19 protein-coding genes are annotated in these 21,146 nt (G+C 70.6%); 8 read left to right on the top strand and 11 right to left on the bottom strand.

Features of this window, described 5'->3' with window-relative positions; all coding sequences use genetic code 11:
• Positions 1–144 precede the first annotated feature (144 nt).
• From OG429_RS26980 to OG429_RS26955, 6 genes are all read left to right on the top strand, one after another.
• Complete coding sequence (locus OG429_RS26980; protein WP_328927839.1) at positions 145–537, top strand: DUF742 domain-containing protein; 393 nt, start codon at positions 145–147, stop codon at positions 535–537.
• Positions 518–1,102 carry a GTP-binding protein gene (locus OG429_RS26975; protein WP_328927838.1) on the top strand — a complete coding sequence of 195 codons (585 nt, stop codon included), beginning with the start codon at positions 518–520 and terminating at the stop codon, positions 1,100–1,102. The genes OG429_RS26980 and OG429_RS26975 overlap by 20 nt, the downstream gene beginning before the upstream one ends.
• A gap of 293 nt (positions 1,103–1,395) precedes the next feature.
• Positions 1,396–4,584: a nitrate- and nitrite sensing domain-containing protein gene (locus OG429_RS26970; protein WP_328927837.1), complete on the top strand. Its 3,189-nt coding sequence runs from the start codon at positions 1,396–1,398 to the stop codon at positions 4,582–4,584.
• Positions 4,585–4,594: 10 nt separating this feature from the next.
• Entirely contained in the window at positions 4,595–5,008 is a 414-nt protein-coding gene (locus OG429_RS26965) for a roadblock/LC7 domain-containing protein (RefSeq protein ID WP_030037347.1), read from the top strand.
• Between the two features lie 93 nt (positions 5,009–5,101).
• The gene (locus OG429_RS26960; protein ID WP_328927836.1) at positions 5,102–5,656 is read left to right on the top strand and encodes a DUF742 domain-containing protein; all 555 of its coding nucleotides are present in this window, start codon (positions 5,102–5,104) and stop codon (positions 5,654–5,656) included.
• Complete coding sequence (locus OG429_RS26955; RefSeq protein ID WP_215149809.1) at positions 5,637–6,224, top strand: GTP-binding protein; 588 nt, start codon at positions 5,637–5,639, stop codon at positions 6,222–6,224. The genes OG429_RS26960 and OG429_RS26955 overlap by 20 nt, the downstream gene beginning before the upstream one ends.
• Positions 6,225–6,398: 174 nt before the next feature.
• Here OG429_RS26955 and OG429_RS26950 read toward each other — a convergent pair whose 3' ends face one another.
• Positions 6,399–6,596 carry an acyl-CoA carboxylase subunit epsilon gene (locus tag OG429_RS26950; protein ID WP_328927835.1) on the bottom strand — a complete coding sequence of 66 codons (198 nt, stop codon included), beginning with the start codon at positions 6,594–6,596 and terminating at the stop codon, positions 6,399–6,401.
• Positions 6,597–6,611: 15 nt separating this feature from the next.
• Complete coding sequence (locus tag OG429_RS26945; RefSeq protein ID WP_328927834.1) at positions 6,612–8,195, bottom strand: acyl-CoA carboxylase subunit beta; 1,584 nt, start codon at positions 8,193–8,195, stop codon at positions 6,612–6,614.
• A gap of 247 nt (positions 8,196–8,442) precedes the next feature.
• Between OG429_RS26945 and OG429_RS26940 the strand changes: the two genes are divergently transcribed.
• On the top strand, positions 8,443–9,051 hold the full coding sequence (locus OG429_RS26940; RefSeq protein WP_328927833.1) for a YceI family protein: 609 nt from the start codon (positions 8,443–8,445) through the stop codon (positions 9,049–9,051).
• A 22-nt stretch (positions 9,052–9,073) separates the two neighbouring features.
• On the opposite strand, the gene OG429_RS26935 is transcribed toward OG429_RS26940, so the two are convergent.
• The 6 genes from OG429_RS26935 to ureA form a co-directional block, all read right to left on the bottom strand.
• Entirely contained in the window at positions 9,074–10,438 is a 1,365-nt protein-coding gene (locus tag OG429_RS26935; protein ID WP_328927832.1) for a hypothetical protein, read from the bottom strand.
• A 108-nt stretch (positions 10,439–10,546) separates the two neighbouring features.
• Positions 10,547–12,175, bottom strand: coding sequence for a citramalate synthase (gene cimA, locus OG429_RS26930; protein ID WP_328927831.1), 1,629 nt, complete (start codon positions 12,173–12,175; stop codon positions 10,547–10,549).
• Positions 12,176–12,546: 371 nt separating this feature from the next.
• On the bottom strand, positions 12,547–13,167 hold the full coding sequence (locus OG429_RS26925; protein WP_328927830.1) for a TetR/AcrR family transcriptional regulator: 621 nt from the start codon (positions 13,165–13,167) through the stop codon (positions 12,547–12,549).
• A 42-nt stretch (positions 13,168–13,209) separates the two neighbouring features.
• On the bottom strand, positions 13,210–14,244 hold the full coding sequence (locus OG429_RS26920; RefSeq protein WP_328927829.1) for an agmatine deiminase family protein: 1,035 nt from the start codon (positions 14,242–14,244) through the stop codon (positions 13,210–13,212).
• A 29-nt stretch (positions 14,245–14,273) separates the two neighbouring features.
• Complete coding sequence (locus OG429_RS26915) at positions 14,274–15,956, bottom strand: urease subunit alpha (protein ID WP_328930437.1); 1,683 nt, start codon at positions 15,954–15,956, stop codon at positions 14,274–14,276.
• A 47-nt stretch (positions 15,957–16,003) separates the two neighbouring features.
• Positions 16,004–16,717 carry an urease subunit gamma gene (gene ureA, locus OG429_RS26910; protein ID WP_328927828.1) on the bottom strand — a complete coding sequence of 238 codons (714 nt, stop codon included), beginning with the start codon at positions 16,715–16,717 and terminating at the stop codon, positions 16,004–16,006.
• Between the two features lie 156 nt (positions 16,718–16,873).
• On the opposite strand from ureA, the gene OG429_RS26905 reads away from it, so the two are divergent.
• The gene (locus OG429_RS26905) at positions 16,874–18,301 is read left to right on the top strand and encodes a cytosine permease (RefSeq protein ID WP_328927827.1); all 1,428 of its coding nucleotides are present in this window, start codon (positions 16,874–16,876) and stop codon (positions 18,299–18,301) included.
• Positions 18,302–18,378: 77 nt separating this feature from the next.
• Here the strand turns inward: OG429_RS26905 and OG429_RS26900 are convergent, their stop codons facing one another.
• The 3 genes from OG429_RS26900 to OG429_RS26890 form a co-directional block, all read right to left on the bottom strand.
• Positions 18,379–19,464, bottom strand: coding sequence for a branched-chain amino acid aminotransferase (locus OG429_RS26900; RefSeq protein ID WP_328927826.1), 1,086 nt, complete (start codon positions 19,462–19,464; stop codon positions 18,379–18,381).
• 226 nt (positions 19,465–19,690) lie between these two features.
• Positions 19,691–20,731: a 3-isopropylmalate dehydrogenase gene (locus OG429_RS26895; RefSeq protein WP_328927825.1), complete on the bottom strand. Its 1,041-nt coding sequence runs from the start codon at positions 20,729–20,731 to the stop codon at positions 19,691–19,693.
• Positions 20,732–20,822: 91 nt separating this feature from the next.
• Positions 20,823–20,954 carry a hypothetical protein gene (locus tag OG429_RS26890; RefSeq protein ID WP_328927824.1) on the bottom strand — a complete coding sequence of 44 codons (132 nt, stop codon included), beginning with the start codon at positions 20,952–20,954 and terminating at the stop codon, positions 20,823–20,825.
• Positions 20,955–21,146 lie beyond the last annotated feature (192 nt).

The raw sequence follows: 21,146 nt of genomic DNA, 5'->3' as shown, positions 1-21,146 counted from the left end.
ACTCCCGGCCGGACGGTACTGCCGGCCGGGGGACCGGGGCCGCGGCCCCGGAACCCAGTACCACCGACAGGCCGTCATACCGTCCCCCCACCGGCCGCCCCGTCAGACGGCACGCTGACCACTGCTGTCCAGCCCGGAGGATCAATGACCCCGCCCCCCGCCTACCCCGATGCGTACGGAGATTCGTACTCGGAAGGCGATCAGCCGCTGGTGCGTCCCTACGCGATGACCGGTGGCCGGACCCGGCCCCGCTACCAGCTCGCCATAGAGGCCCTGGTCAGCACCACGGCCGATCCGATGCACATGTCCGGCCTCCTTCCGGAGCACCAGCGCATCTGCACCCTGTGCCGCGAGGTCAAGTCGGTCGCGGAGGTCTCCGCGCTGCTGTCGATGCCGCTCGGTGTCGCCCGGATCCTCGTGGCCGACCTGGCGGAGGCCGGAATGGTGGCCATCCACCAGCCGGGCAATGGAGAGGCCGGCGGCACGCCCGATGTAACACTGCTCGAAAGGGTGCTCAGTGGCCTTCGGAACATCTAGCGGTGGAGCGGCTCCCCGCTCCACCACCTCCGCCAAGATCGTGGTGGCGGGCGGCTTCGGCGTGGGCAAGACCACGTTCGTCGGAGCCGTGTCCGAGATCAACCCGCTGCGTACCGAAGCGGTCATGACCTCCGCGAGCGCGGGGATCGACGACCTCACGCACACCGGCGACAAGACGACCACGACCGTCGCGATGGACTTCGGCCGCATCACGCTGGACCAGGACCTGATCCTGTACCTCTTCGGTACGCCGGGCCAGGACCGCTTCTGGTTCATGTGGGACGACCTGGTCCGTGGTGCCATCGGGGCGATCGTGCTCGTGGACACGCGCCGGCTCGCCGACTGCTTCCCCGCCGTCGACTACTTCGAGAACAGCGGCCTGCCGTTCGTCGTGGCCCTCAACGGCTTCGAGGGACACCAGCCGTACACCCCGGAGGAAGTCCGCGAGGCCCTGCAGATCGGCCCCGGCGCCCCCATCATCACCACCGACGCCCGCCACCGCGCGGACGCCAAGAGCGCGCTCATCACGCTCGTCGAGCACGCGCTCATGGCGCGGCTCAAGTAGCACGCTTTCAACTGCCGTGCGTGAGGGGCGGGCTGTGTCATGGGACACGGCCCGCCCCTCTCGTTCATAACGTTTCGACAGAGAATTCGGGCCGGTTCGCCACAGGGCGCGTTCAGTTGGTACCGCTACGCGCACAACTCCCCCCATTTTTGCCGCAGGAAGCTCTTTATGTCCGATTTATGCGGGGCATAAGGTTCTCGGAGTGGCCGAATTCAACTGTTTGGAACACGGCCGTTAACCGTGCTGGAATTCAACGAACTAGCTAGTAGCACCGCCGAGAGGTTGTTGGTCGAGTGAGGCGAAGCATCGCAAGCCCCGCGGATGAACCCGCGCGCGGCAACTTCACCCCGCCGCCGCGAGCGGCCGCGTCGCCCGTCGACGTGCCCGTGGAACCACCCGTGAGCAGCGGGAGCACCAGCAGGTTCTCCCCCCGCAACTGGCGTGTGCCGACCCGCCTGAACGCCATCCTGCTCGTGCCCGCCCTCGTCGGGCTGGTCATGGGCGGTTTCCAGGTGAAGGGCTCCGTCGACACCTGGAACGAGGCCCAGGACGCCGAGCAGATAGCCAGGGTCGTCCAGGCGGCCTCGGAATACAGCCAGGCACTGCTCAACGAGCGTGACCTCACGGCCGAGCCGCTGCTGAGCGGCAACGCCAACAGCGAGATCGTCACCAAGGCCCGCGGCGCGACCGACGCGGCCAAGGTGAAGTTCGACCAGGTCGTCCAGGACATGCCGAAGAACCAGGGCATGGAACGGCGTCTGGACCTCTTCCGCGCGGAAGAGCCCAGGCTGAAGGACGTACGCGAGAAGGCGTACCTGGCCGCGGCCGAGAGCCCCAAGAAGAACCCTCCTTCGTCGTTCGGGCCCATCCCGACCGAAGAGGGCTACGTGGCGGTCCAGCACTACCTGATGCAGTTCGCCAACGAGCTCGGCCTCGGCACCGGCAACGTGACCTCGTACGGCCGCATGGTCTACGCGATCCAGCTGGCCAAGGCGGCCAACTCGCTGCAGCGCTCCGTCGGTACCCACCTGCTGGTCCGTCCGAGCACCAACGAGGACGTCCGCAAGGCCCAGCTCGTCGCCTTCTCCTCGTACGCCTACCTCGAAGAGATCGCCCAGGGCGAGTACGTCGCCGCGGGCACCGAGGAGGACGTGAACCGCCTCCGCGAGGTCATGGGCAAGAAGTCCGACGAGGGTGCCGCCAAGATCGCCGAGGCCAAGCGCCAGGCCGAGCAGGCCGGTGTCCGCTTCGTGCCCCCGCCCGTGGTCAACAAGTCGGCACTGACCGGCATGACCGAGGCGATCGCCAGCGGCGAGAACAAGAAGAAGCTCGCCGAGAACGGCACCAACCCCCAGTTCTGGCAGGCCGCCGCCACCGCGAAGTTCGACGGCTACGACGAGATCGAGAAGGAACTCCTCGACAAGGCCGTCAAGGACGCCGTAGCGGTCTCCGACGAGGCCCGCACGGACGCCATCACCAACGGCGCCATCGTGGTCGTGTCCCTGCTCGCCGCCTTCATCCTGGCCGGTCTCATGGCCCGCCAGATGGGCCGCGCGATGCGCCGCCTGCGGTCCGCCGCCTTCGACATCGCCGAGCAGCGCCTGCCGATGCTCGTCGACCAGCTCTCGCGCACCGACCCGGGCAAGGTGGACACCCGCGTCCACCCGATCCCGATCGACTCCCAGGACGAGATCGGCGAGGTCGCCCGCGCCTTCGACCAGGTCCACCGGGAAGCGGTCCGGCTCGCCGCCGAGCAGGCGCTTCTGCGAGGGAACGTCAACGCGATCTTCACCAACCTCTCGATGCGCAACCAGTCCCTGATCGAGGGCCAGCTGACCCTCATCACCGACCTGGAGAACAACGAGGCGGACCCGGACCAGCTGGAGAACCTCTTCCGCCTGGACCACCTGGCCACCCGTATGCGCCGTAACGGCGAGAACCTCCTCATCCTCGCGGGTGAGGAGCCGGGCCGCCGCTGGGACCAGCCGGTGCCCCTCGTCGACGTCCTGCGCGCCGCCTCCTCCGAGGTGGAGCAGTACGAGCGCATCGAACTCTCCGGTGTCTCCGACGCCGAGATCCACGGCCAGGCCGTGACCGACCTCGTGCACCTGCTCGCCGAGCTCCTGGAGAACGCCACCACGTTCTCCTCCCCCCAGACCAAGGTCCGTGTCAACGCGACCCGTCTGCCGGACGGCCGCGTGATGGTCGAGATCCACGACAAGGGCATCGGCCTGACCGCCGAGGACTTCGCGGACATCAACCACAAGCTCGCCAACCCGCCGACCGTGGACGCCGCGATCTCGCAGCGCATGGGTCTGTTCGTGGTCGGCCGGCTGGCGGACCGCCACAGCATCCGCGTGCAGCTGCGCCCCTCGGGCGAGGCGGCGGGCACCACCTCGCTGGTCATGCTTCCCGACGCCATCACCCACGGTGGCGGTGGCGAGGGCATCCCGGACGACGACTTCACGGTCTCCCAGATCATCCCGGAGCAGAAGGCACAGCTGCAGGCGCCGCTGCGCACGGCCGCCGAGCTCGGTTTCGACGACTCCCGCTACGACCAGCAGGGCGGCGACGGCCAGCTCGACCCGGTCGGGCGCTCGCTCCTCGCCGAGGAGCGGCGCGCCGCGCTGAAGGCCCAGGTCTCCTACCCGCAGGACGATCAGGAGTACGCCGAGCAGGCTGGGCAGGAGTATGCGGAACCTCAGCCTGAGCACGGGTACCAGCCGTACCAGGGCTACGAGCAGCAGTCCGAGCAGGGCTACGACGCCTCGTACGAGGCCCAGCAGCCCCAGCAGGGCTACGAGGCCTACCCGCAGCAGGGCTACGCCTATCCGGAAGCGGGCTACGCGGACGGTCAGCAGACCGGCCAGGGCTACGACAACGGCTACGAATCCCAGGCGGGGCAGGCCGAGTGGCCCGAGCAGAACACGTATTCGGCTGGCTACCAGCAGGATTACGGGACCGAATCGGAATCCCCTGCCGTCCCCGAACGGACTGCGGAGCGCGTAGGCTTCGACCGTCCGGGTGCCGCTGCCGACACCGGTCACGAGATGACCGGAGCGGGCCTGCCGCGTCGCGGCAGCCAGCAGCAGCGGCAGTCGGGACGGCAGGAAGCGGAGTCTTCCGGATCCCTCTTCGAACAGCGGCCGCCGCGTCAGCAGCAGCCCGCTGAAGCGGAGCGGGCCCCGGAGGTGAAGGAAGCCAGCACCGGCTGGCGTTCGGGCAACGACGAACGCTGGCAGCAGGCCGCCAAACTCCGTGAGCCGAAGGCGGGCGGGGTCACCTCGTCCGGTCTCCCTCGGCGAGTGCCCAAGGCCAACCTGGTCGAGGGCGCGGCGGAGACGACCCCGCAGGGCGGCCCCCAGGTCTCCCGCGCACCGGAGGACGTCCGCGGCAGGTTGAGCAACCTGCGGCGTGGTGTCCAGCAAGGACGCAACGCGGGTTCTGAGCAGTCAAGTAACAGCTATGACCAGGAGCGTTAGTGTGAGCCCGATGAGCCAGGCGGCACAGAACCTGAACTGGTTGATCACCAACTTCGTGGACAACACCCCTGGGGTGTCCCACACCGTGGTGGTCTCCGCCGACGGACTCCTTCTGGCGATGTCCGACGGGTTTCCGCGCGACCGCGCCGATCAGCTGGCGGCCGTGGCCTCCGGTCTGACCTCGCTGACCGCCGGTGCCTCCCGCATCTTCGAGGGTGGCGCCGTCAACCAGACCGTGGTCGAGATGGACCGGGGATTCCTTTTCCTCATGTCCGTCTCGGACGGATCCTCGCTCGCGGTGCTCGCGCACCCCGAGTGCGACATCGGCCTCGTCGGCTACGAGATGGCCCTGCTGGTGGACCGTGCGGGCAGTGTCCTCACTCCGGACCTGCGCGCCGAGCTGCAGGGAAGTCTTCTCAACTAGCAGACAGGCAGTGCGTTTCGCGCCATCGCACCATAGGGTGCGGTGGCGCGGTTCCACAGGAAGTACTGCGTACTTGGAGTCGGAGGAGGAAACGTGACAACACCCGGAGGACATCCTTATGGCGGCGCGCAGCAGCCGCAGGGTGGGCACGACCAGAACCGCTTCAACTTCCCCTCCACGCCCAGCCGGCCCATGCCGGAGCAGCACAACCCCTACCAGCAGCAGCCGTACGGGCAGCCCCAGCAGCCCTATGTGCCTCCGCAGCAGCAGCCTCCCCGCGCCATGCGGCAGCCTGCGCCGAAGGCCCACAACCCGCTGGTGCGCCCGTACGCGATGACCGGCGGCCGTACTCGGCCGCGCTACCAGCTCGCCATCGAGGCGCTGGTCAGTACCACGGCCGATCCCGCGCGGCTGCAAGGGCAGTTGCCCGAGCACCAGCGCATCTGCCGTCTGTGCCAAGAGATCAAATCCGTCGCGGAGATCTCGGCACTCCTCTCCATTCCTCTTGGTGTCGCCCGCATCCTCGTCGCCGACCTGGCGGAGGCGGGCCTTGTCGCCATTCACCAGCCCGGCGGCGACGAGTCTGCCGGCGGCCAGCCAGATGTGACACTGCTCGAAAGGGTGCTCAGTGGACTTCGCAAGCTCTAACGGCGGAGCGGCTCCCGCTCGCTCCACCACCTCCGCGAAGATCGTGGTGGCGGGCGGCTTCGGCGTGGGCAAGACCACGTTCGTCGGCGCGGTCTCCGAAATCAACCCCCTGCGCACCGAAGCCGTCATGACCAGCGCCTCCGCCGGCATCGACGACCTCACCCACACCGGTGACAAGACGACCACCACGGTCGCGATGGACTTCGGCCGCATCACGCTGGACCAGGACCTGATCCTGTACCTCTTCGGTACGCCGGGCCAGGACCGCTTCTGGTTCATGTGGGACGACCTGGTGCGTGGTGCCATCGGCGCCGTCGTGCTCGTGGACACGCGCCGGCTCGCCGACTGCTTCCCCGCCGTCGACTACTTCGAGAACAGCGGCCTGCCGTTCGTCGTGGCCCTCAACGGCTTCGACGGGAATCAGGCGTACACGCCGGAGGAAGTCCGCGAGGCCCTGCAGATCGGCCCGGACGCCCCGATCATCACCACCGACGCCCGCCACCGCGCGGACGCCAAGAGCGCGCTCATCACGCTCGTCGAGCACGCGCTCATGGCCCGCCTGCGGTAGCGGCCCGCCGACGACAGCCGTAAGGCCCCCGTGTCCCTGACGCGGGGGCCTTCGCCGTGTACGGAGTCCGGTGTTGCCGCGTGCCGGTTGCCGGTTGCTGCGTGCCGTGGGGCGGGTACGCGCAAGGCCCCGCACCCTGAGGGAGGGTGCGGGGCCTTGCGTCGGGCTCGGGACTCAGCCCTGCCAGCTGTGCGGGGCGCGGAAGCCCGGGGTGCGCTCCAGGCGGCGCCAGCCGGCCTGGGAGCGGCCCGCGGGGACCGAGGTGCCCTCGGGCGCGGCGGCGGCACGGGCGAGCAGGATCGCGGTGATCGCGGCCAGCTCCTCGGGCTCGGCGTTGCCCTTCTCGACGCGCAGCATCATGTCGGTGCTCATCGGTGGCTTGTCTCCTTACTGCGGCGGGTTGCCGTGCTTGCGGGACGGCAGGTCGGCGTGCTTGTTGCGGAGCATCGCGAGGGCGCTGACGAGGACCTCGCGGGTCTCGGCGGGGTCGATGACGTCGTCGACGAGGCCGCGCTCGGCCGCGTAGTACGGGTGCATCAGCTCGGCCTTGTACTCCTTGACCATGCGCACGCGCATGGCCTCGGGGTCCTCGGCGTCCGCGATCTGCTTGCGGAAGATGACGTTGGCCGCGCCCTCTGCGCCCATGACGGCGATCTCGTTGGTGGGCCAGGCGTAGGTGATGTCGGCGCCGATGGACTGGGAGTCCATGACGATGTACGCGCCGCCGTAGGCCTTGCGCAGGATCAGCGAGATCCGCGGGACGGTGGCGTTGCAGTACGCGTACAGCAGCTTGGCGCCGTGGCGGATGATGCCGCCGTGCTCCTGGTCGACGCCCGGCAGGAAGCCGGGGACGTCCAGCAGCGTGATGATCGGGATGTTGAAGGCGTCGCACATCTGGACGAAGCGCGCGGCCTTCTCGGAGGCCTCGATGTCCAGGACGCCGGCGAGGTGGCCGGGCTGGTTGGCGACGATGCCGACGACCTGTCCGTCCATCCGGGCCAGGGCGCAGATGATGTTGCGGGCCCAGCGCTCGTGGATCTCCAGGACGTCGCCCTCGTCGACGAGCTCCTCGATGACCTTGAGCATGTCGTACGGGCGGTTGCCGTCGGCGGGCACCAGGTCCAGCAGGACCTCGGAGCGGCGGTCCGCCGGGTCGCTCGTCTCGTGGACGGGCGGGTTCTCGCGGTTGTTGGAGGGCAGCATCGAGATGAGGTAGCGGACCTCGGAGATGCAGGTCTCCTCGTCGTCGTACGCGAAGTGCGCGACGCCCGAGGTCTCGGCGTGCACGTCCGCGCCGCCGAGCCCGTTCTGGGTGATCTCCTCGCCGGTCACCGCGCGGACCACGTCCGGGCCGGTGATGAACATCTGCGAGGTCTCGCGGACCATGAACACGAAGTCCGTCAGCGCCGGGGAGTACGCGGCGCCGCCCGCGCACGGGCCCAGCATGACCGAGATCTGCGGGATGACGCCCGAGGCCCGGGTGTTGCGCTGGAAGATGCCGCCGTAGCCGGCGAGGGCGGAGACGCCCTCCTGGATACGGGCGCCGGCGCCGTCGTTGAGGGAGACCAGCGGAGCGCCGGCCGCGATGGCCATGTCCATGATCTTGTGGATCTTCGTGGCGTGGGCCTCGCCCAGGGCGCCGCCGAAGATGCGGAAGTCGTGCGCGTAGACGAAGACCGTGCGGCCCTCGACCGTGCCCCAGCCGGTGATGACACCGTCGGTGTAGGGCTTCTTGGCCTCCAGGCCGAAGCCCGTCGCCCGGTGGCGGCGGAGCTGCTCGACCTCCTTGAAGGAGCCTTCGTCGAGGAGCAGCGCGATGCGCTCGCGGGCGGTCAGCTTGCCCTTGGCGTGCTGGGTCTCGGTCGCGCGGTCACTGGGGCCGCGCCGCGCCTGCTCGCGCAGGGAGTGCAGCTCGGCCACGCGCCCTCGGGCGTCCGTCGGCTCGCTCGGGGTCTGGTCCACAACGGTCATGTACCGACCTTACGAAGCGCGGGGTCAAAAACCTCCGTTGATTCCACACAGTCTCGGGTGTCATCAGCTGTCCGGCCCGCACAGAACGGTTCGGGGATGCGCGTAGTCCGCCAGACGGGGGCATCGTCCTTTGTCGCTCCTCTACAAATCGACCTGACACCCCGCCTAGAAGTTGAAATTTGAACGGAATGGGTCTAGCGTCATTCTCGTTGAAAGTTCAACGAACATCACTACCGAGGAGGAAGCCATGGGTCTCTTCACCCGCCGCAACCAGGACACCACCGCCGCCGTCGCCACGCTCGAAGTGGACCCGGCTCTCGCCGCCCTCACCGGCGACTACGTCATCGACGCCGGCCACAGCAGCATCGGCTTCACCGTCCGCCACGCGATGGTGACCAACGTCCGCGGCAGCTTCACCGAGCACGAGGGCACGCTGCACCTGGACGGCAGCGACCCGTCCCGCTCCACCGCCGCCATCGACGTCACGATCGCCTCGGTCAGCACCGGGATCGCCGACCGCGACGCCCACCTGCGCAGCGGTGACTTCTTCGACGCCGAGGCCTTCCCGCTGATGACGTTCCGCTCCACCGGGGCGGCCCAGCTCGGCGGCGACACGTACCGCATCACCGGCGAGCTGACGATCAAGGACGTCACGCGGCCGCTCTCCATCGACCTGGAGTTCGCCGGCTCCGCCACGGACGTCTACGGCAACGAGCGCGTCGGCTTCGAGGGCTCCGCCGAGATCCTGCGCTCCGACTGGGGTCTGACCTGGAACGCGGCGCTGGAGGCCGGCGGAGTGATGGTCAGCGACAAGGTGAAGCTGACCTTCGACATCTCGGCCATCAAGCAGGCCTGACCCGGCGGGCGCCCGGGGACGGTCAGAAACCGCCCCCACCGTCGAAGCCGCCGCCTCCGTCGAAGCCGCCACCGCCGCCCCAGTCCCCGCCGCCGAAGTCGGACGGGTTGAAGTCGGCCCCCGAGACGTCCCCGCCGTCGAAGCCGCCGCCGAAGTCCCCGCCGCCGAAGTCCGAGGCGTAGGCGGGGCTGGACATCATCGAACCGAGCATCGTGCCCACGAGCAGGCCGGGCAGGATGCCGCCGCCGAAGTACCCGCCGGCCCAGGGGCCGTACGCCGGGCCCGCGTCGTAGTACGGGCGCCGACCGTAGTCGGTGTCCACCGTGCGGACCGCGGGATCCAGGCCGTCGCGCAGCCGGACGGCGTCCGCCGTGCAGACCGGCACGGTACGGGCGGCCCCGCCGGCCGGAGCCCAGGAGGCGTCCTCGGTGCTCGGCCCGTGCCGCGGGTCGAAGAAGCAGGGCGAACGGCGCTCGGGTACCGGCCGCCCCTGACGGCGCGCGTCCAGGCGGGCCAGGGCGAAACGGCCGTCCTCCAGCGCCTGGGTCACGCCCTGGACCTCATCGGGCCGCTGCACGGAGGCCATGATCTGCTTGGCCCGCTCGTACGAGTCGAGCCCCTGCTCGTAGTCCGCCCGCATGGCGTCGTCGGCGCCGGGCTCACCGGGGTGGAAGTCGAGGCGGTCGAGTTCCTCGCCGAAGGCCGTGATGTCCTCGTCGACGACCACGCTGAGCCGCTCGATGGCCTCGCGACGGGCCTCTTCCTTCTTCTTCCGGTTGCGGCGGACCAGCGCGTACGCGCCGCCGCCGCCGACCGCGGCCACCACGCCGAGGGTGATCAGGCCGCCGACCGGGGCTCCGCCGTCATCGGCGGCGCCGCCCCAGGAGGCCGGGGCGCTGCCCTTGGCCTGGCTCAGGGCCTGGTCCACGAAGTTGTTGAGCTGGGTGCTCGCGTCCACCGGGGTGCCCGTCTTCACGGCCTCGGTGAGGTTGCGCACGGCGTTGGACGGCATGACCGCCTTGTCGGCGCCCGCGTTGAAGCCGTCGCCCAGCCGGATCGCGTAGAGCCCGGTGATGCCGGTCTCGGCGCGGACGGCGCTGAGCACCTTGCCCGGCGGGAACTCGGCGGTGGCCGGGAGCACGGCGACGAAGACCGGCTTCCCGGCGTCCTTGATCTTCTGCGCGAGCGCCTGCGCCGCCGGAGCCGGCAGCTGCGCCTCGGCCCGGGGATCGACGTAGACCGGGCCCTCCTTGAGGGCCTCCCCCACGGCGGCGACTCCGGTGGCCGCCGATGCCTGCGGCGCGGCCACGAGGGCGCTCGCCGACAGGGCCAGCAGCAGACCGGACAGCAGCGATCCAACGCGTACGGATATCAGCCAGGTCCTCATGCTCACGACGCTACCGGAACCGGCACTTTCCTGTGTGAGCTGGACATAAGCCCGTCCGGCCCGCCGCCGAGGACCTCGCCGGGCCGAGGCCCGGCGAGGCGTGGCGGACTACTCGGCCGGTTCGACGCCCGCGCGCAGGAGGCCGTACGTGAAGGCGTCCTCCAGGGCCTGCCATGACGCGGCGATCACGTTCGGGGCCACGCCGACCGTGGACCACTCGCGGACGCCGTCGGTCGTGGCGATCAGCACGCGGGTCGTGGACTCCGTGCCGTGCTTGCCCTCCAGGATGCGGACCTTGTAGTCGACCAGCTCGAACTTGGCGAGCTGCGGGTAGAACCGCTCCAGCGCGACCCGCAGCGCCCGGTCCAGTGCGTTGACCGGGCCGTTGCCCTCCGCCGTCGCGACGATCCGCTCGCCCTTGGCCCACAGTTTGACCGTGGCCTCGTTGGCATGGGTGCCGTCCGGGCGGTCCTCGACGATCGCCCGCCAGGACTCGATGCGGAAGTACTTGCGGGCCCGGCCCTCGGCCTCCGCGCGCAGCAGCAGCTCGAAGGAGGCATCGGCCGCCTCGTACGTGTAGCCCTGGAGCTCCCGCTCCTTGACCCGCTCCACGACCCGGGAGATCAGCGCGCGGTCCCCGTTCAGCTCGACGCCGAGCTCCTTGCCCTTGAGCTCGATGGAGGCGCGGCCGGCCATGTCGGAGACCAGCATCCGCATGGTGTTGCCGACCCGCTCGGGGTCGATGTGCTGGTAGAGGTCCGGGTCGACCTTGATGGCCGAGGCGTGCAGGCCCGCCTTGTGGGCGAAGGCGGACACACCCACGTACGGCTGGTGCGTGGAGGGCGTGAGGTTGACGACCTCGGCGATGGCGTGCGAGATCCGGGTCATCTCGGCGAGCGCGCCCTCGGGAAGCACCGTGCGGCCGTACTTGATCTCCAGGGCGGCGACGACGGGGAAGAGGTTGGCGTTGCCGACGCGCTCGCCGTAGCCGTTGGCGGTGCACTGCACGTGGGTGGCGCCCGCGTCCACCGCGGCCAGGGTGTTGGCGACGGCGCAGCCGGTGTCGTCCTGGGCGTGGATGCCCAGGCGGGCGCCGGTGTCGGCGAGGACGGTCGCGACGGTCGCCGTCACCTGGGCGGGCAGCATGCCGCCGTTGGTGTCGCAGAGGATGACGACGTCGGCGCCGGCCTCGTGGGCGGCGCGTACGACGGACTTCGCGTACTCGGCGTTGGCCCGGTAGCCGTCGAAGAAGTGCTCGCAGTCGACGAACACCCGGCGGCCCTGGCCGACCAGGTAGGAAACGGTGTCCCGGACCATCTCCAGGTTCTCGTCCAGGGTGGTGCGCAGGGCGAGTTCGACGTGACGGTCGTGGGACTTGGCGACGAGCGTGACGACCGGGGCGCCGGACTCCAGCAGGGCCCGCACCTGCGGGTCCTCGGCGGCGGAGCCGCCTGCGCGCCGGGTCGCGCCGAAGGCGACCAGCTGGGCGTTCTTGAAGTCGATCTCGGCGCGGGCGCGGGCGAAGAACTCGGTGTCACGGGGGTTGGCGCCGGGCCAGCCGCCCTCGATGAAGCCCACTCCGAACTCGTCGAGGTGACGGGCGATCGTCAGCTTGTCGGCGACCGTGAGGTTGATGCCCTCGCGCTGGGCGCCGTCGCGCAGGGTGGTGTCGAAGACGTGGAAGCTGTCGTCCAGGCCCCCGGACAGCGCAGTTGCCGCCTCTGGTGTCGTCGTCATGCTGATCTGACTCCTGTCGGATGAGTGGTTCCGGATGCCCGCCAAAGGGGCAGGCCGCCGTCACTGCCCCCATCATCGCGCGCAGGCCGGTCCCGGCTGGGATGGGCCGGGAAACGAAAAAACCTCTCGCGGGTAGCGAGAGGTCTGCGCGCGGGTCTGAGGCACGGTGGCCGCTTCCGCGAAGTTCTTCCACGGTTCAGCGGCCACTGGGGACCGGCGCGCTGCTGGCGATAATCATGAGCTGAGCAGGCACGCTCGCAGTGTGCCACAACGCCCGCAGCGCGTGGACACGGATCTCAGCATGCGGGCACGGCCCGCCCGCCCGCCGGATGGTGCCGGTCCCCCGGCCGCGTACGGCGCCATCGCCGGGGCTACGGCCGGGGGGTGAGGGTCTCGTCGAGGAACTCCCGGACGTGGTCCAGGATCTCCTCGCGGTTCACCGTCGGCAGACCGACCGCCAGTTGGATGCTGAACCCGTCCAGCAGGGCCCGGATGCGGGCCGCCACCCGGTCGGGGTCCACCGGGCGGAACTCACCGCGCGAGATGCCCTCCGCGAGCAGCGCCACCAGGTCGCGGTGCCAGGCGCCCTCGATGGCCGCCTGGCGGTCGCGCTCCTGCGGGCCGGCGTTCTGGGAGCGGTTCCAGACCTCCAGCCACAGCGTCCAGTGCGGGTCGCGGGCCTGCGTGGGCACGTACAGGTCGACGTACGCCCGCAGCCGCTCGGCCACCGGGCCGCGCCGGGACAGCAGGGCCCGCCGCTCGGTGCCCAGTTCCGCCTCGCTCCACTCCAAGGTCTGCAGCAGGAGCTCGTCCTTGCTGCGGAAGTAGTAGAGGAGGTGGCCGCTGCTCATGCCGACCTCACGGCCCAGACCTGCCATGGTCAGGCCTTCCAGGCCCCGCTCGGCGATCGTGGCCATGGCGGCGACGAGTACGTCCTCGCGCGGGGGCGCGTTCTTGCGCGCCGCCCGTACCGGTACTCCACCCGCCACCATGGGCCCACTCCTCGTCCGTCCGTCCGCCGCCGGTCTTGTCGGTCAGACCTTCGGCTGCTGCTGGGTGATGCAGTGGATTCCGCCACCCCCGGCGAAAATCGTACGTGCGTCAACGAGTGTCACGGTCCGCTCCGGGAACAGTCCGCGGAAGATCTCGGCGGCCTCCTCGTCGCGCGGGTCGTCGAAGGAGCACAGCACGACACCGCCGTTGCACAGGTAGTGGTTGATGTACGAGTAGTCCACCCACTCCCCGCCCTCCTCCAGCACGGTCGGCGCCGGGACCTCCACGACCTCCAGCTGCCGGCCCCGGGCGTCGGTGGACGCCCGCAGGATGGCGGCGATGGTCTTGCAGCGCTCGTGGTCCGGGTGGGCCGGGTCGGGCTGCGTGTGCACCATGACCACGCCGGGGCGGGCGAAGGCGGCGACGATGTCCACGTGGCCCTGGGTGCCGTAGGTGCCGTAGTCGCCGGCCAGGCCGTACGGGAGCCAGATCGCCTTCGCGGTGCCCAGGTGGGCGTGGATCTCGGCCTCCACCTGCTGGCGGGTCCAGCCGGGGTTGCGGCCCTCGCCGAGCTGCACGGTGTCGGTGAGGAGCACGGTGCCCTCGCCGTCGACGTGGATCGCGCCGCCCTCGTTGACGAGTGCGGTGCTGTAGGTACGGGTGCCGGCCAGGTCGGAGACGGCCCGGGCGATCTTCGAGTCGTGGTCCCAGCGGGCCCACTCCTGGGCGCCCCAGCCGTTGAAGGTCCAGTCGACCGCGGCCAGCTCACCGGCGTCGTTGGTGACGAAGGTCGGGCCGATGTCGCGCATCCAGGCGTCGTCGAGCTCGCGCTCGACGATCTGCACGTCGTCGCCGACGTGTCCGCGGGCGCTCTCGGCGTCACCGGGCGAGACGACCAGGGTCACGGGCTCGTACGAGCGGACCGCGCGGGCCACGGCGCCCCAGGCCTCGCGGGCCTCGGCGAGCTCCTGCTCGTTGGTGAAGGTGGGGTTGGGGCTGGGCCAGGCCATCCAGGTGCGCTCGTGGGGCATCCACTCGGCGGGCATCCGGAATCCGTGGTCGGCGGGCTTGGTCATGGCAGGGGGTCCTTAGGGGCTCTGCTGTCCTACAGGAAGTACAGGCGGTTGAGGGAGACCGACTCGGCGGCTTCGGAGCGCAGCGGTTCCCCGTCGAGGGAGACCAGGCCGCTGCGCGCGTCCACATCGACCGCGCCCACCCGGGAGTTGAGGAGCAGGTCCTTCGGACCGATGCCCCGGGTGCCGCGGACGGCCACCCGGCGTCGGCGGGTCGGCATCTCGTCGGAGCCGAGCGCGGCCGCCGCGGCGGAGACGAAGGCGACGGAGATGTCGGCCGCGGCGGCCCCGTACGAGCCGAACTGCGGTCCGAGGACCAGCGGTTCACAGGTGTCGGTGGCGGCGTTGGGGTCGCCGGTGACCCCGTACGCCGGGAAGCCGGACTTGAGGACCAGCTGCGGCTTGGCGCCGAAGAACTGCGGGCGCCACAGGACGATGTCGGCGAGCTTGCCGACCTCGATGGAGCCGATCTCATGGGCCAGGCCGTGGGCGATGGCCGGGTTGATGGTCAGCTTGGCCATGTAGCGCAGGACGCGGGCATTGTCGTCGCCCTCGCCGTCGCCGGCCAGCGGACCCAGCTCGCCCTTCATCTTGGCGGCCATGGCGAAGGTGCGGCGGATGGTCTCGCCGGCGCGGCCCATGCCCTGGGCGTCGGAGGAGGTGATGCCGATCGCGCCCAGGTCGTGCAGCACGTCCTCCGCGCCCATGGTGCCCGCGCGGATCCGGTCGCGGGCCATGGCGGCGTCGCCGGGAAGGTCCGGCTTGAGGTCGTGGACGGAGACGATCATGCCGTAGTGCTCGGCGACCGCGTCCCGGCCGAAGGGCAGGGTGGGGTTGGTGGAGGAGCCGATGACGTTCGGCACGCCCGCCATCTTCAGGACGTTCGGGACGTGGCCGCCGCCGCAGCCCTCGATGTGGAAGGCGTGGATGGTGCGGCCGTCCAGCACCCGCAGGGTGTCCTCGACGGAGAGGCATTCGTTGAGGCCGTCGCTGTGCAGGGCGACCTGCACGTCGTGCTCCTCGGCCACCCGCAGGGCGGTGTCCAGGGCCCGGGTGTGCGCGCCCATGTCCTCGTGGACCTTGAAGCCGGACGCGCCGCCCTCGGCCAGGGCCTCGACCAGCGGGGCCGCGTCCGAGGACGAACCGCGGGCGAGGAAGCCGATGTTGACGGGCCAGGCGTCGAAGGCGTTGAAGGCGTGGCGCAGGGCCCAGGGGGAGTTGACGCCGACGCCCCACACCGGGCCGAACTCCTGGCCGATGATCGTGGTGACGCCCGCGGCGAGCGAGGCCTCCATGACGCGCGGGGAGAGCAGGTGCACGTGGGTGTCGACGGCGCCGGCGGTGGCGATCAGGCCCTCGCCGGAGACGATGCTCGTGCCCGTGCCGACGATGACGTCGACCCCGTCGAGGGTGTCCGGGTTGCCGGCCCGGCCGATCGCGTGGATGCGGCCCTCGCGGATGCCGACGGAGACCTTGCGGATGCCGAGGACGGCGTCGATGACCAGCACGTTGCTGATGACGACGTCGCAGGTCTCGCGGACGGCGGCGGCCTTCAGGTGCAGGCCGTCGCGGGCGGTCTTGCCGAAGCCGGCCAGGAACTCGTCGCCGGGCTTCTGGGCGTCGGACTCCACCCGCACGGTGAGCCCCGAGTCGCCGAGCCGCACCCGGTCGCCCGCGCGGGGGCCGAAGACGGAGGCGTACTCGTGCGGGTCGATGTGCCGGCTGCCGGGCGCGCAGTGATCGCTGTGGGGGGTCTGGCGGCTCACGCCTGTGCTCCTTCGCTACCGGTGGTGTCACGTACGCCGACGTAGCCGCAGGCGGCGGCCCGGCGCAGGGCCTCGTCCTTCGCGCCGGGCGCGTCCAGCGGCCCGTCCACCAGGCCGGCGAAGCCGATGGCGATCCGGTCGCCGCCGATCGGCACCAGACCGACCTCGCCCTCGCCGTGCGGGTCGAACCGTACGGACGAGCCGGCCGGGACGCACAGCCGCATGCCGTAGGCGGCGGCGCGGTCGAAGTCGAGGCGCGGGTTGGCCTCGAAGAAGTGGAAGTGGGAGGTGACGCTCACCGGTACGGCGGCGGTGTTGCGCACACGCAGGTGCAACACCGGCTCCGGCTGGGGGACGCCCGGCCCGGGGACCACCGCTCCGGGGGCGTCGTGGCCGAGCGGTACGGCGCCCCGTACGGGGGACGAGACCACCGCGAGCCGGGAGCCGTCGTCGAAGACGGCCTCCACGTGCACCTCGGTGACCACGTCGGCCACGCCGGGCAGGACGTCGTCGGGGCCCAGCACGCCGCGGGCCTCCTCGATGGCCTCCGCGAGCCGCTTGCCGTCGCGCGCGGCCTCGCAGACCGTGTCCGCGATCAAAGCGGTGGCCTCCGGGACGTTGAGCTTCAGGCCCCGGGCCCGTCGGGCCCTGGCCAGTTCCGCAGCGCTGCGGAGCAGCAGCCGGTCGCGCTCCGTAGGGGTCAGCCGCACGCCGATCCACCACCTCTTGAGTCGATGGGTTAGAGCATCACTCTAACTCTTCATTCGTTCGCAAGGAATCATTGACCTGGCACCAGGGCTTAGGCCACATTGAGTGTCGCTCAAACATTGCGCAACCCACCCCCGCCCTGCCAAGGGAGTCCCCTTATGCCCATCGAACAGCGCGGAGTCGACACCATCCCCGAGGAGGAGCGGACGAGCGGTCCTCGTGACCTGATCTCGATCCTGCTCGGCTCCAACCTCTGCCTCGGCGTGATCGTGTTCGGCTGGCTTCCCCCGTCCTTCGGACTGGGCCTGTGGCCCTCGGTCACCGCCATCGTGACCGGCACGATCGTCGGCATCGCCGTCACCGCGCCGCTGGCGCTGGTCTCCCTGCGGACCGCCACCAACCTCTCCACCTCCAGCGGCGCGCAGTTCGGCGTCCGCGGCCGCCTCGTCGGCTCGGTGGTCGGCCTGCTGCTCTCCCTCGGCTACACCGCGCTGACCCTGTGGATCGGCGGCGACGTGATGGTCGGGGTCCTGTCCCGGCTCACCGGGCTGCCGGACACCGGCGTATGGCGGGCCGTGATGTACGGAGCACTCGCCGCGTGCACCGTCGTCGGGGCCGTCTTCGGCTACCGGCTGCTGCTGCGCATGAGCAAGATCCTGTCCATCGGCATGGTGGTCCTGCTGGGTGTCGGCCTCTTCGCCTACGCGCCGGACTTCACCACCGCCGCGCCGCCGGACACCCCGTACCTGCTCGGCTCCTTCTGGCCGACCTGGCTGCTCGCCGCCGTCGCCGCCGGGCTCAGCGGCCCCGTCGCCTTCATCACCCTCCTGGGTGACTACACGCGCTACATCTCCCCGCGCAGGCACAGCTCGCGCAAGGTGTTCTGGGCCACCGGCCTCGGCCTGCTGGCCGGTCTGCTGATTCCGCAGCTCTTCGGCACCTACACCGCGCTCGCCGCCAAGGCCGGCGCCGAGTACGCCGGGCCGCTCGTCGACGCCGCCCCGTTCTGGTACCTGGTGCCGCTGCTCGCGGCCGCCGCGGCCGGCTCGGTGGGCAACGCCGGCCTGATGCTCTACTCCATGGGCCTCGACCTCGACGCGATCGTCCCCAGGGCCACCCGCACCACGGCCACCGTGATCGCCGCGGCCGTCGCCACCGCCTTCGTGTTCGTCGGCTCCTTCGAGTGGGACGTGCAGTCGGCGATGACCTCCTTCGTCCTGCTGCTGACCGCGATCGGCACCCCGTGGGCCGTGATCACCCTGATCGGCTACGTGCGCTGCCGCGGGCAGTACGACGCCGACGCCCTGCAGGTCTTCAACCGCCGCTCGGTCGGCGGGGCCTACTGGTACCGCGGCGGCTGGAACGTGGCCGCCACCGCTTCCTGGGCCATCGGCGCGGGTGCCGGCCTGCTCGCCGTGACCACCCCCTTCTACGAGGGCCCGCTGCTCGCCCTGACCGGCGGCGTGGACTGCTCATTCGTCCTCTCCGGCCTGACCGGCGGGCTGGTCTACACGGCCCTGACCGCCCGCACCGCGCCGGCGGCGGTCCCCGCCGAGGAGCCGGAGCCCGCGGCCGCGGCCGCCTGAGCCGCCCCGTACGCACGAAGGCCCGCGCCCCCCTCTCCGGGGGCGCGGGCCTTCGTACGTACGGGGCGCGGGCTCGGTCAGCCCAGCGGGTGCATCCAGCCGTGGGAGTCGGCCGCGTGGCCGGTCTGGAGTTCCAGCAGGGCCTTGCGCAGGCGCATGGTGACCTGGCCCGGCTGGCCGTCACCCTGGGTCCAGTTGGCGCGCTCGGACTTGACGGAGCCGACCGGGGTGATGACGGCGGCGGTGCCACAGGCGAACACCTCGGTGAGGGTGCCGTTCGCGTTGTCGCGCTCCCAGTCCTCGGTGGTCAGGCGGCCCTCCTCGGCGGTGTAGCCGAGGTCGCGGGCGATGGTGAGGAGGGAGTCGCGGGTGATGCCGGGCAGCAGCGAGCCGGTGAGCTCCGGGGTGACGATGCGGTCGCCGTACACGAAGTACAGGTTCATCCCGCCCATCTCCTCGATCCAGCGGTGCTCGACGGCGTCGAGCCAGACCACCTGGTCGCAGCCGTGCGAGGCGGCCTGGGCCTGGGCGACGAGGGAGGCCGCGTAGTTGCCGCCGGTCTTGGCGGCGCCGGTGCCGCCCTTGACGGCGCGGACGTACTCCTCGGAGAGCCAGACGGAGACGGGCTTGACGCCACCGGGGAAGTACGCGCCGGCGGGCGAGGCGATGACGATGAAGAGGAACTCGTTGGCCGGGCGGACGCCCAGGCCGACCTCGGAGGCGAACATGAACGGCCGCAGGTACAGGGAGGCTTCGCCGGAGTCCGGGACCCAGGCGCGGTCCTGCGTGACGAGCGCGTCGCAGGCGTCGATGAACAGGTCCACCGGCAGCTCCGGCATCGCCATGCGGCGGGCGGAGGCCTGGAAGCGCTCGGCGTTCGCCTCGGGCCGGAAGGTGGCGACGGTGCCGTCGGGCTGGCGGTAGGCCTTGAGACCCTCGAAGATCGTCTGCGCGTAGTGCAGCGTCATGTTCGCCGGGTCGATCGCCAGGGGCGCGTACGGGACCAGCTCGGCATCGTGCCAGCCGCGACCCTCGGTCCACTTGATCGTCACCATGTGGTCGGTGAAGTGGCGGCCGAAGCCGGGGCTGGCCAGGATCGCCTCGCGCTCCGCGTCGGACAGCGGGTTCGAGGAGGGCTTGAGCTCGATCGTGGGCGTCGTCATGAGTGCTTGTCCTTCACCAGTTGTGTATGGCGGACCGCGCTCACGGCGTACTAGGACGTCCGAGCTTCCCCGCATTCCGCGGCCTCGCGTTCGATTATCGCGCGCACGGGGTCTTCGGAGAAGCGGGGGGTTGCGGCCCAGGGGAGATGGTGGCACCCGGGGCCGCACAGGGAAAGCCGCCGGGTCCCCTATCCGACCCGACGGCTTCCTGAGGTGCGCTGCCGGGTCAGCCGGCTACGCGCGCGGCGAGGGCGTCGCCGATGGCGTCGGTGGAGCGGAAGGTGCCGTCCCGCTCCGCGAGGTCGGCGGAGACCGCGTCCTCGATGCGGCCGGCCTCGGCCTCGTAGCCGAGGTGGCGCAGCAGGAGGGCGACCGAGAGGATCGTCGCGGTCGGGTCGGCCTTGCCGGTGCCGGCGATGTCCGGGGCCGAGCCGTGGACGGGCTCGAACATGGACGGGAAGGCGCCGGTCGGGTTGATGTTCCCGGAGGCGGCCAGGCCGATTCCGCCGGTCACGGCGGCGGCCAGGTCGGTGAGGATGTCACCGAAGAGGTTGTCCGTGACGATGACGTCGAAGCGCTCGGGCTGGGTGACGAAGAAGATCGTCGCGGCGTCGACGTGCAGGTAGTCGGTGCTGACCCCGGGGTACTCCTGGCCGACCTTGTCGAAGATGTTCTTCCACAGGTGACCGGCGTACACGAGGACGTTGTTCTTGTGGACCAGCGTCAGCTTCTTGCGGGGCCGGGCGTTGGCCCGCTCGTAGGCGTCACGGACCACGCGCTCCACGCCGTACGCGGTGTTGAGGCTGACCTCGGTGGCCACCTCGGCCGGGGTGCCGGTGCGCAGCGAGCCGCCGTTGCCTGTGTACGGGCCTTCGGTGCCCTCGCGGACCACGACGAAGTCGATCTCCGGACGGCCGGCCAGCGGGGTGGCCGTGTTGGGGAAGAGCTTCGACGGGCGCAGGTTGATGAAGTGGTCGAAGGCGAAGCGGAGCTTGAGCAGCAGCCCGCGCTCCAGGACGCCCGACGGGACCGACGGGTCGCCGATGGCGCCCAGCAGGATCGCGTCGTGGTGCTTCAGCGCTTCGAGCTCCGCGTCCGGGAGGGTCTCACCGGTGCGGTGCCAGCGCTGGGCACCGAGGTCGTATTGCTTGGTCTCCAGCTTCACATCCTGGGGCAGGACCGCGGTAAGGACCTTGAGTCCCTGAGCCACGACTTCCTGGCCGATGCCATCACCGGGGATCACTGCGAGATTGATGCTGGTCGACATGGCGAAACCGTACTCCGTGTCCCAGCCCTCAGACATATTACGTCCAGCATTCGGACCAACGGGGACGCAACATGTCCGGGGCGGACGGTGGTCAGCGGCCGGTCGAGCCGCCGTTGTCACGGCGGTCGAGAGCCCTCTGGAGGGCTGCGGCGGCGTTCTTGCGGTCGGCGTCGGCGGTGGAGGAGTGGCGGACGCGGCGGACGGCAGCGGTGGTGGGGGTCATGTGGATCGACTCCTTGAGATCACGGCGTGGCGAAGCCACGGATGAGGGGTTCCTTCAAGGCGCCGGAAGAGGCGGGGAGCGGTGCGCGGCAGGGGTTGCCTGCCCGGGGCGCGCGCTCTCGACCGCCATTCGCCTGATCGGCGAGACGTTCGGCTTCTACAAAGCTAGGGCAGGTCCCGCTGTATGTCTCCG

Origin of the sequence: Streptomyces sp. NBC_00190 (genome assembly GCF_036203305.1) — a bacterium.
In the GTDB taxonomy this organism is placed as follows: Bacteria; Actinomycetota; Actinomycetes; order Streptomycetales; family Streptomycetaceae; genus Streptomyces.
This window is presented reverse-complemented; position numbering and strand designations above follow the sequence as displayed.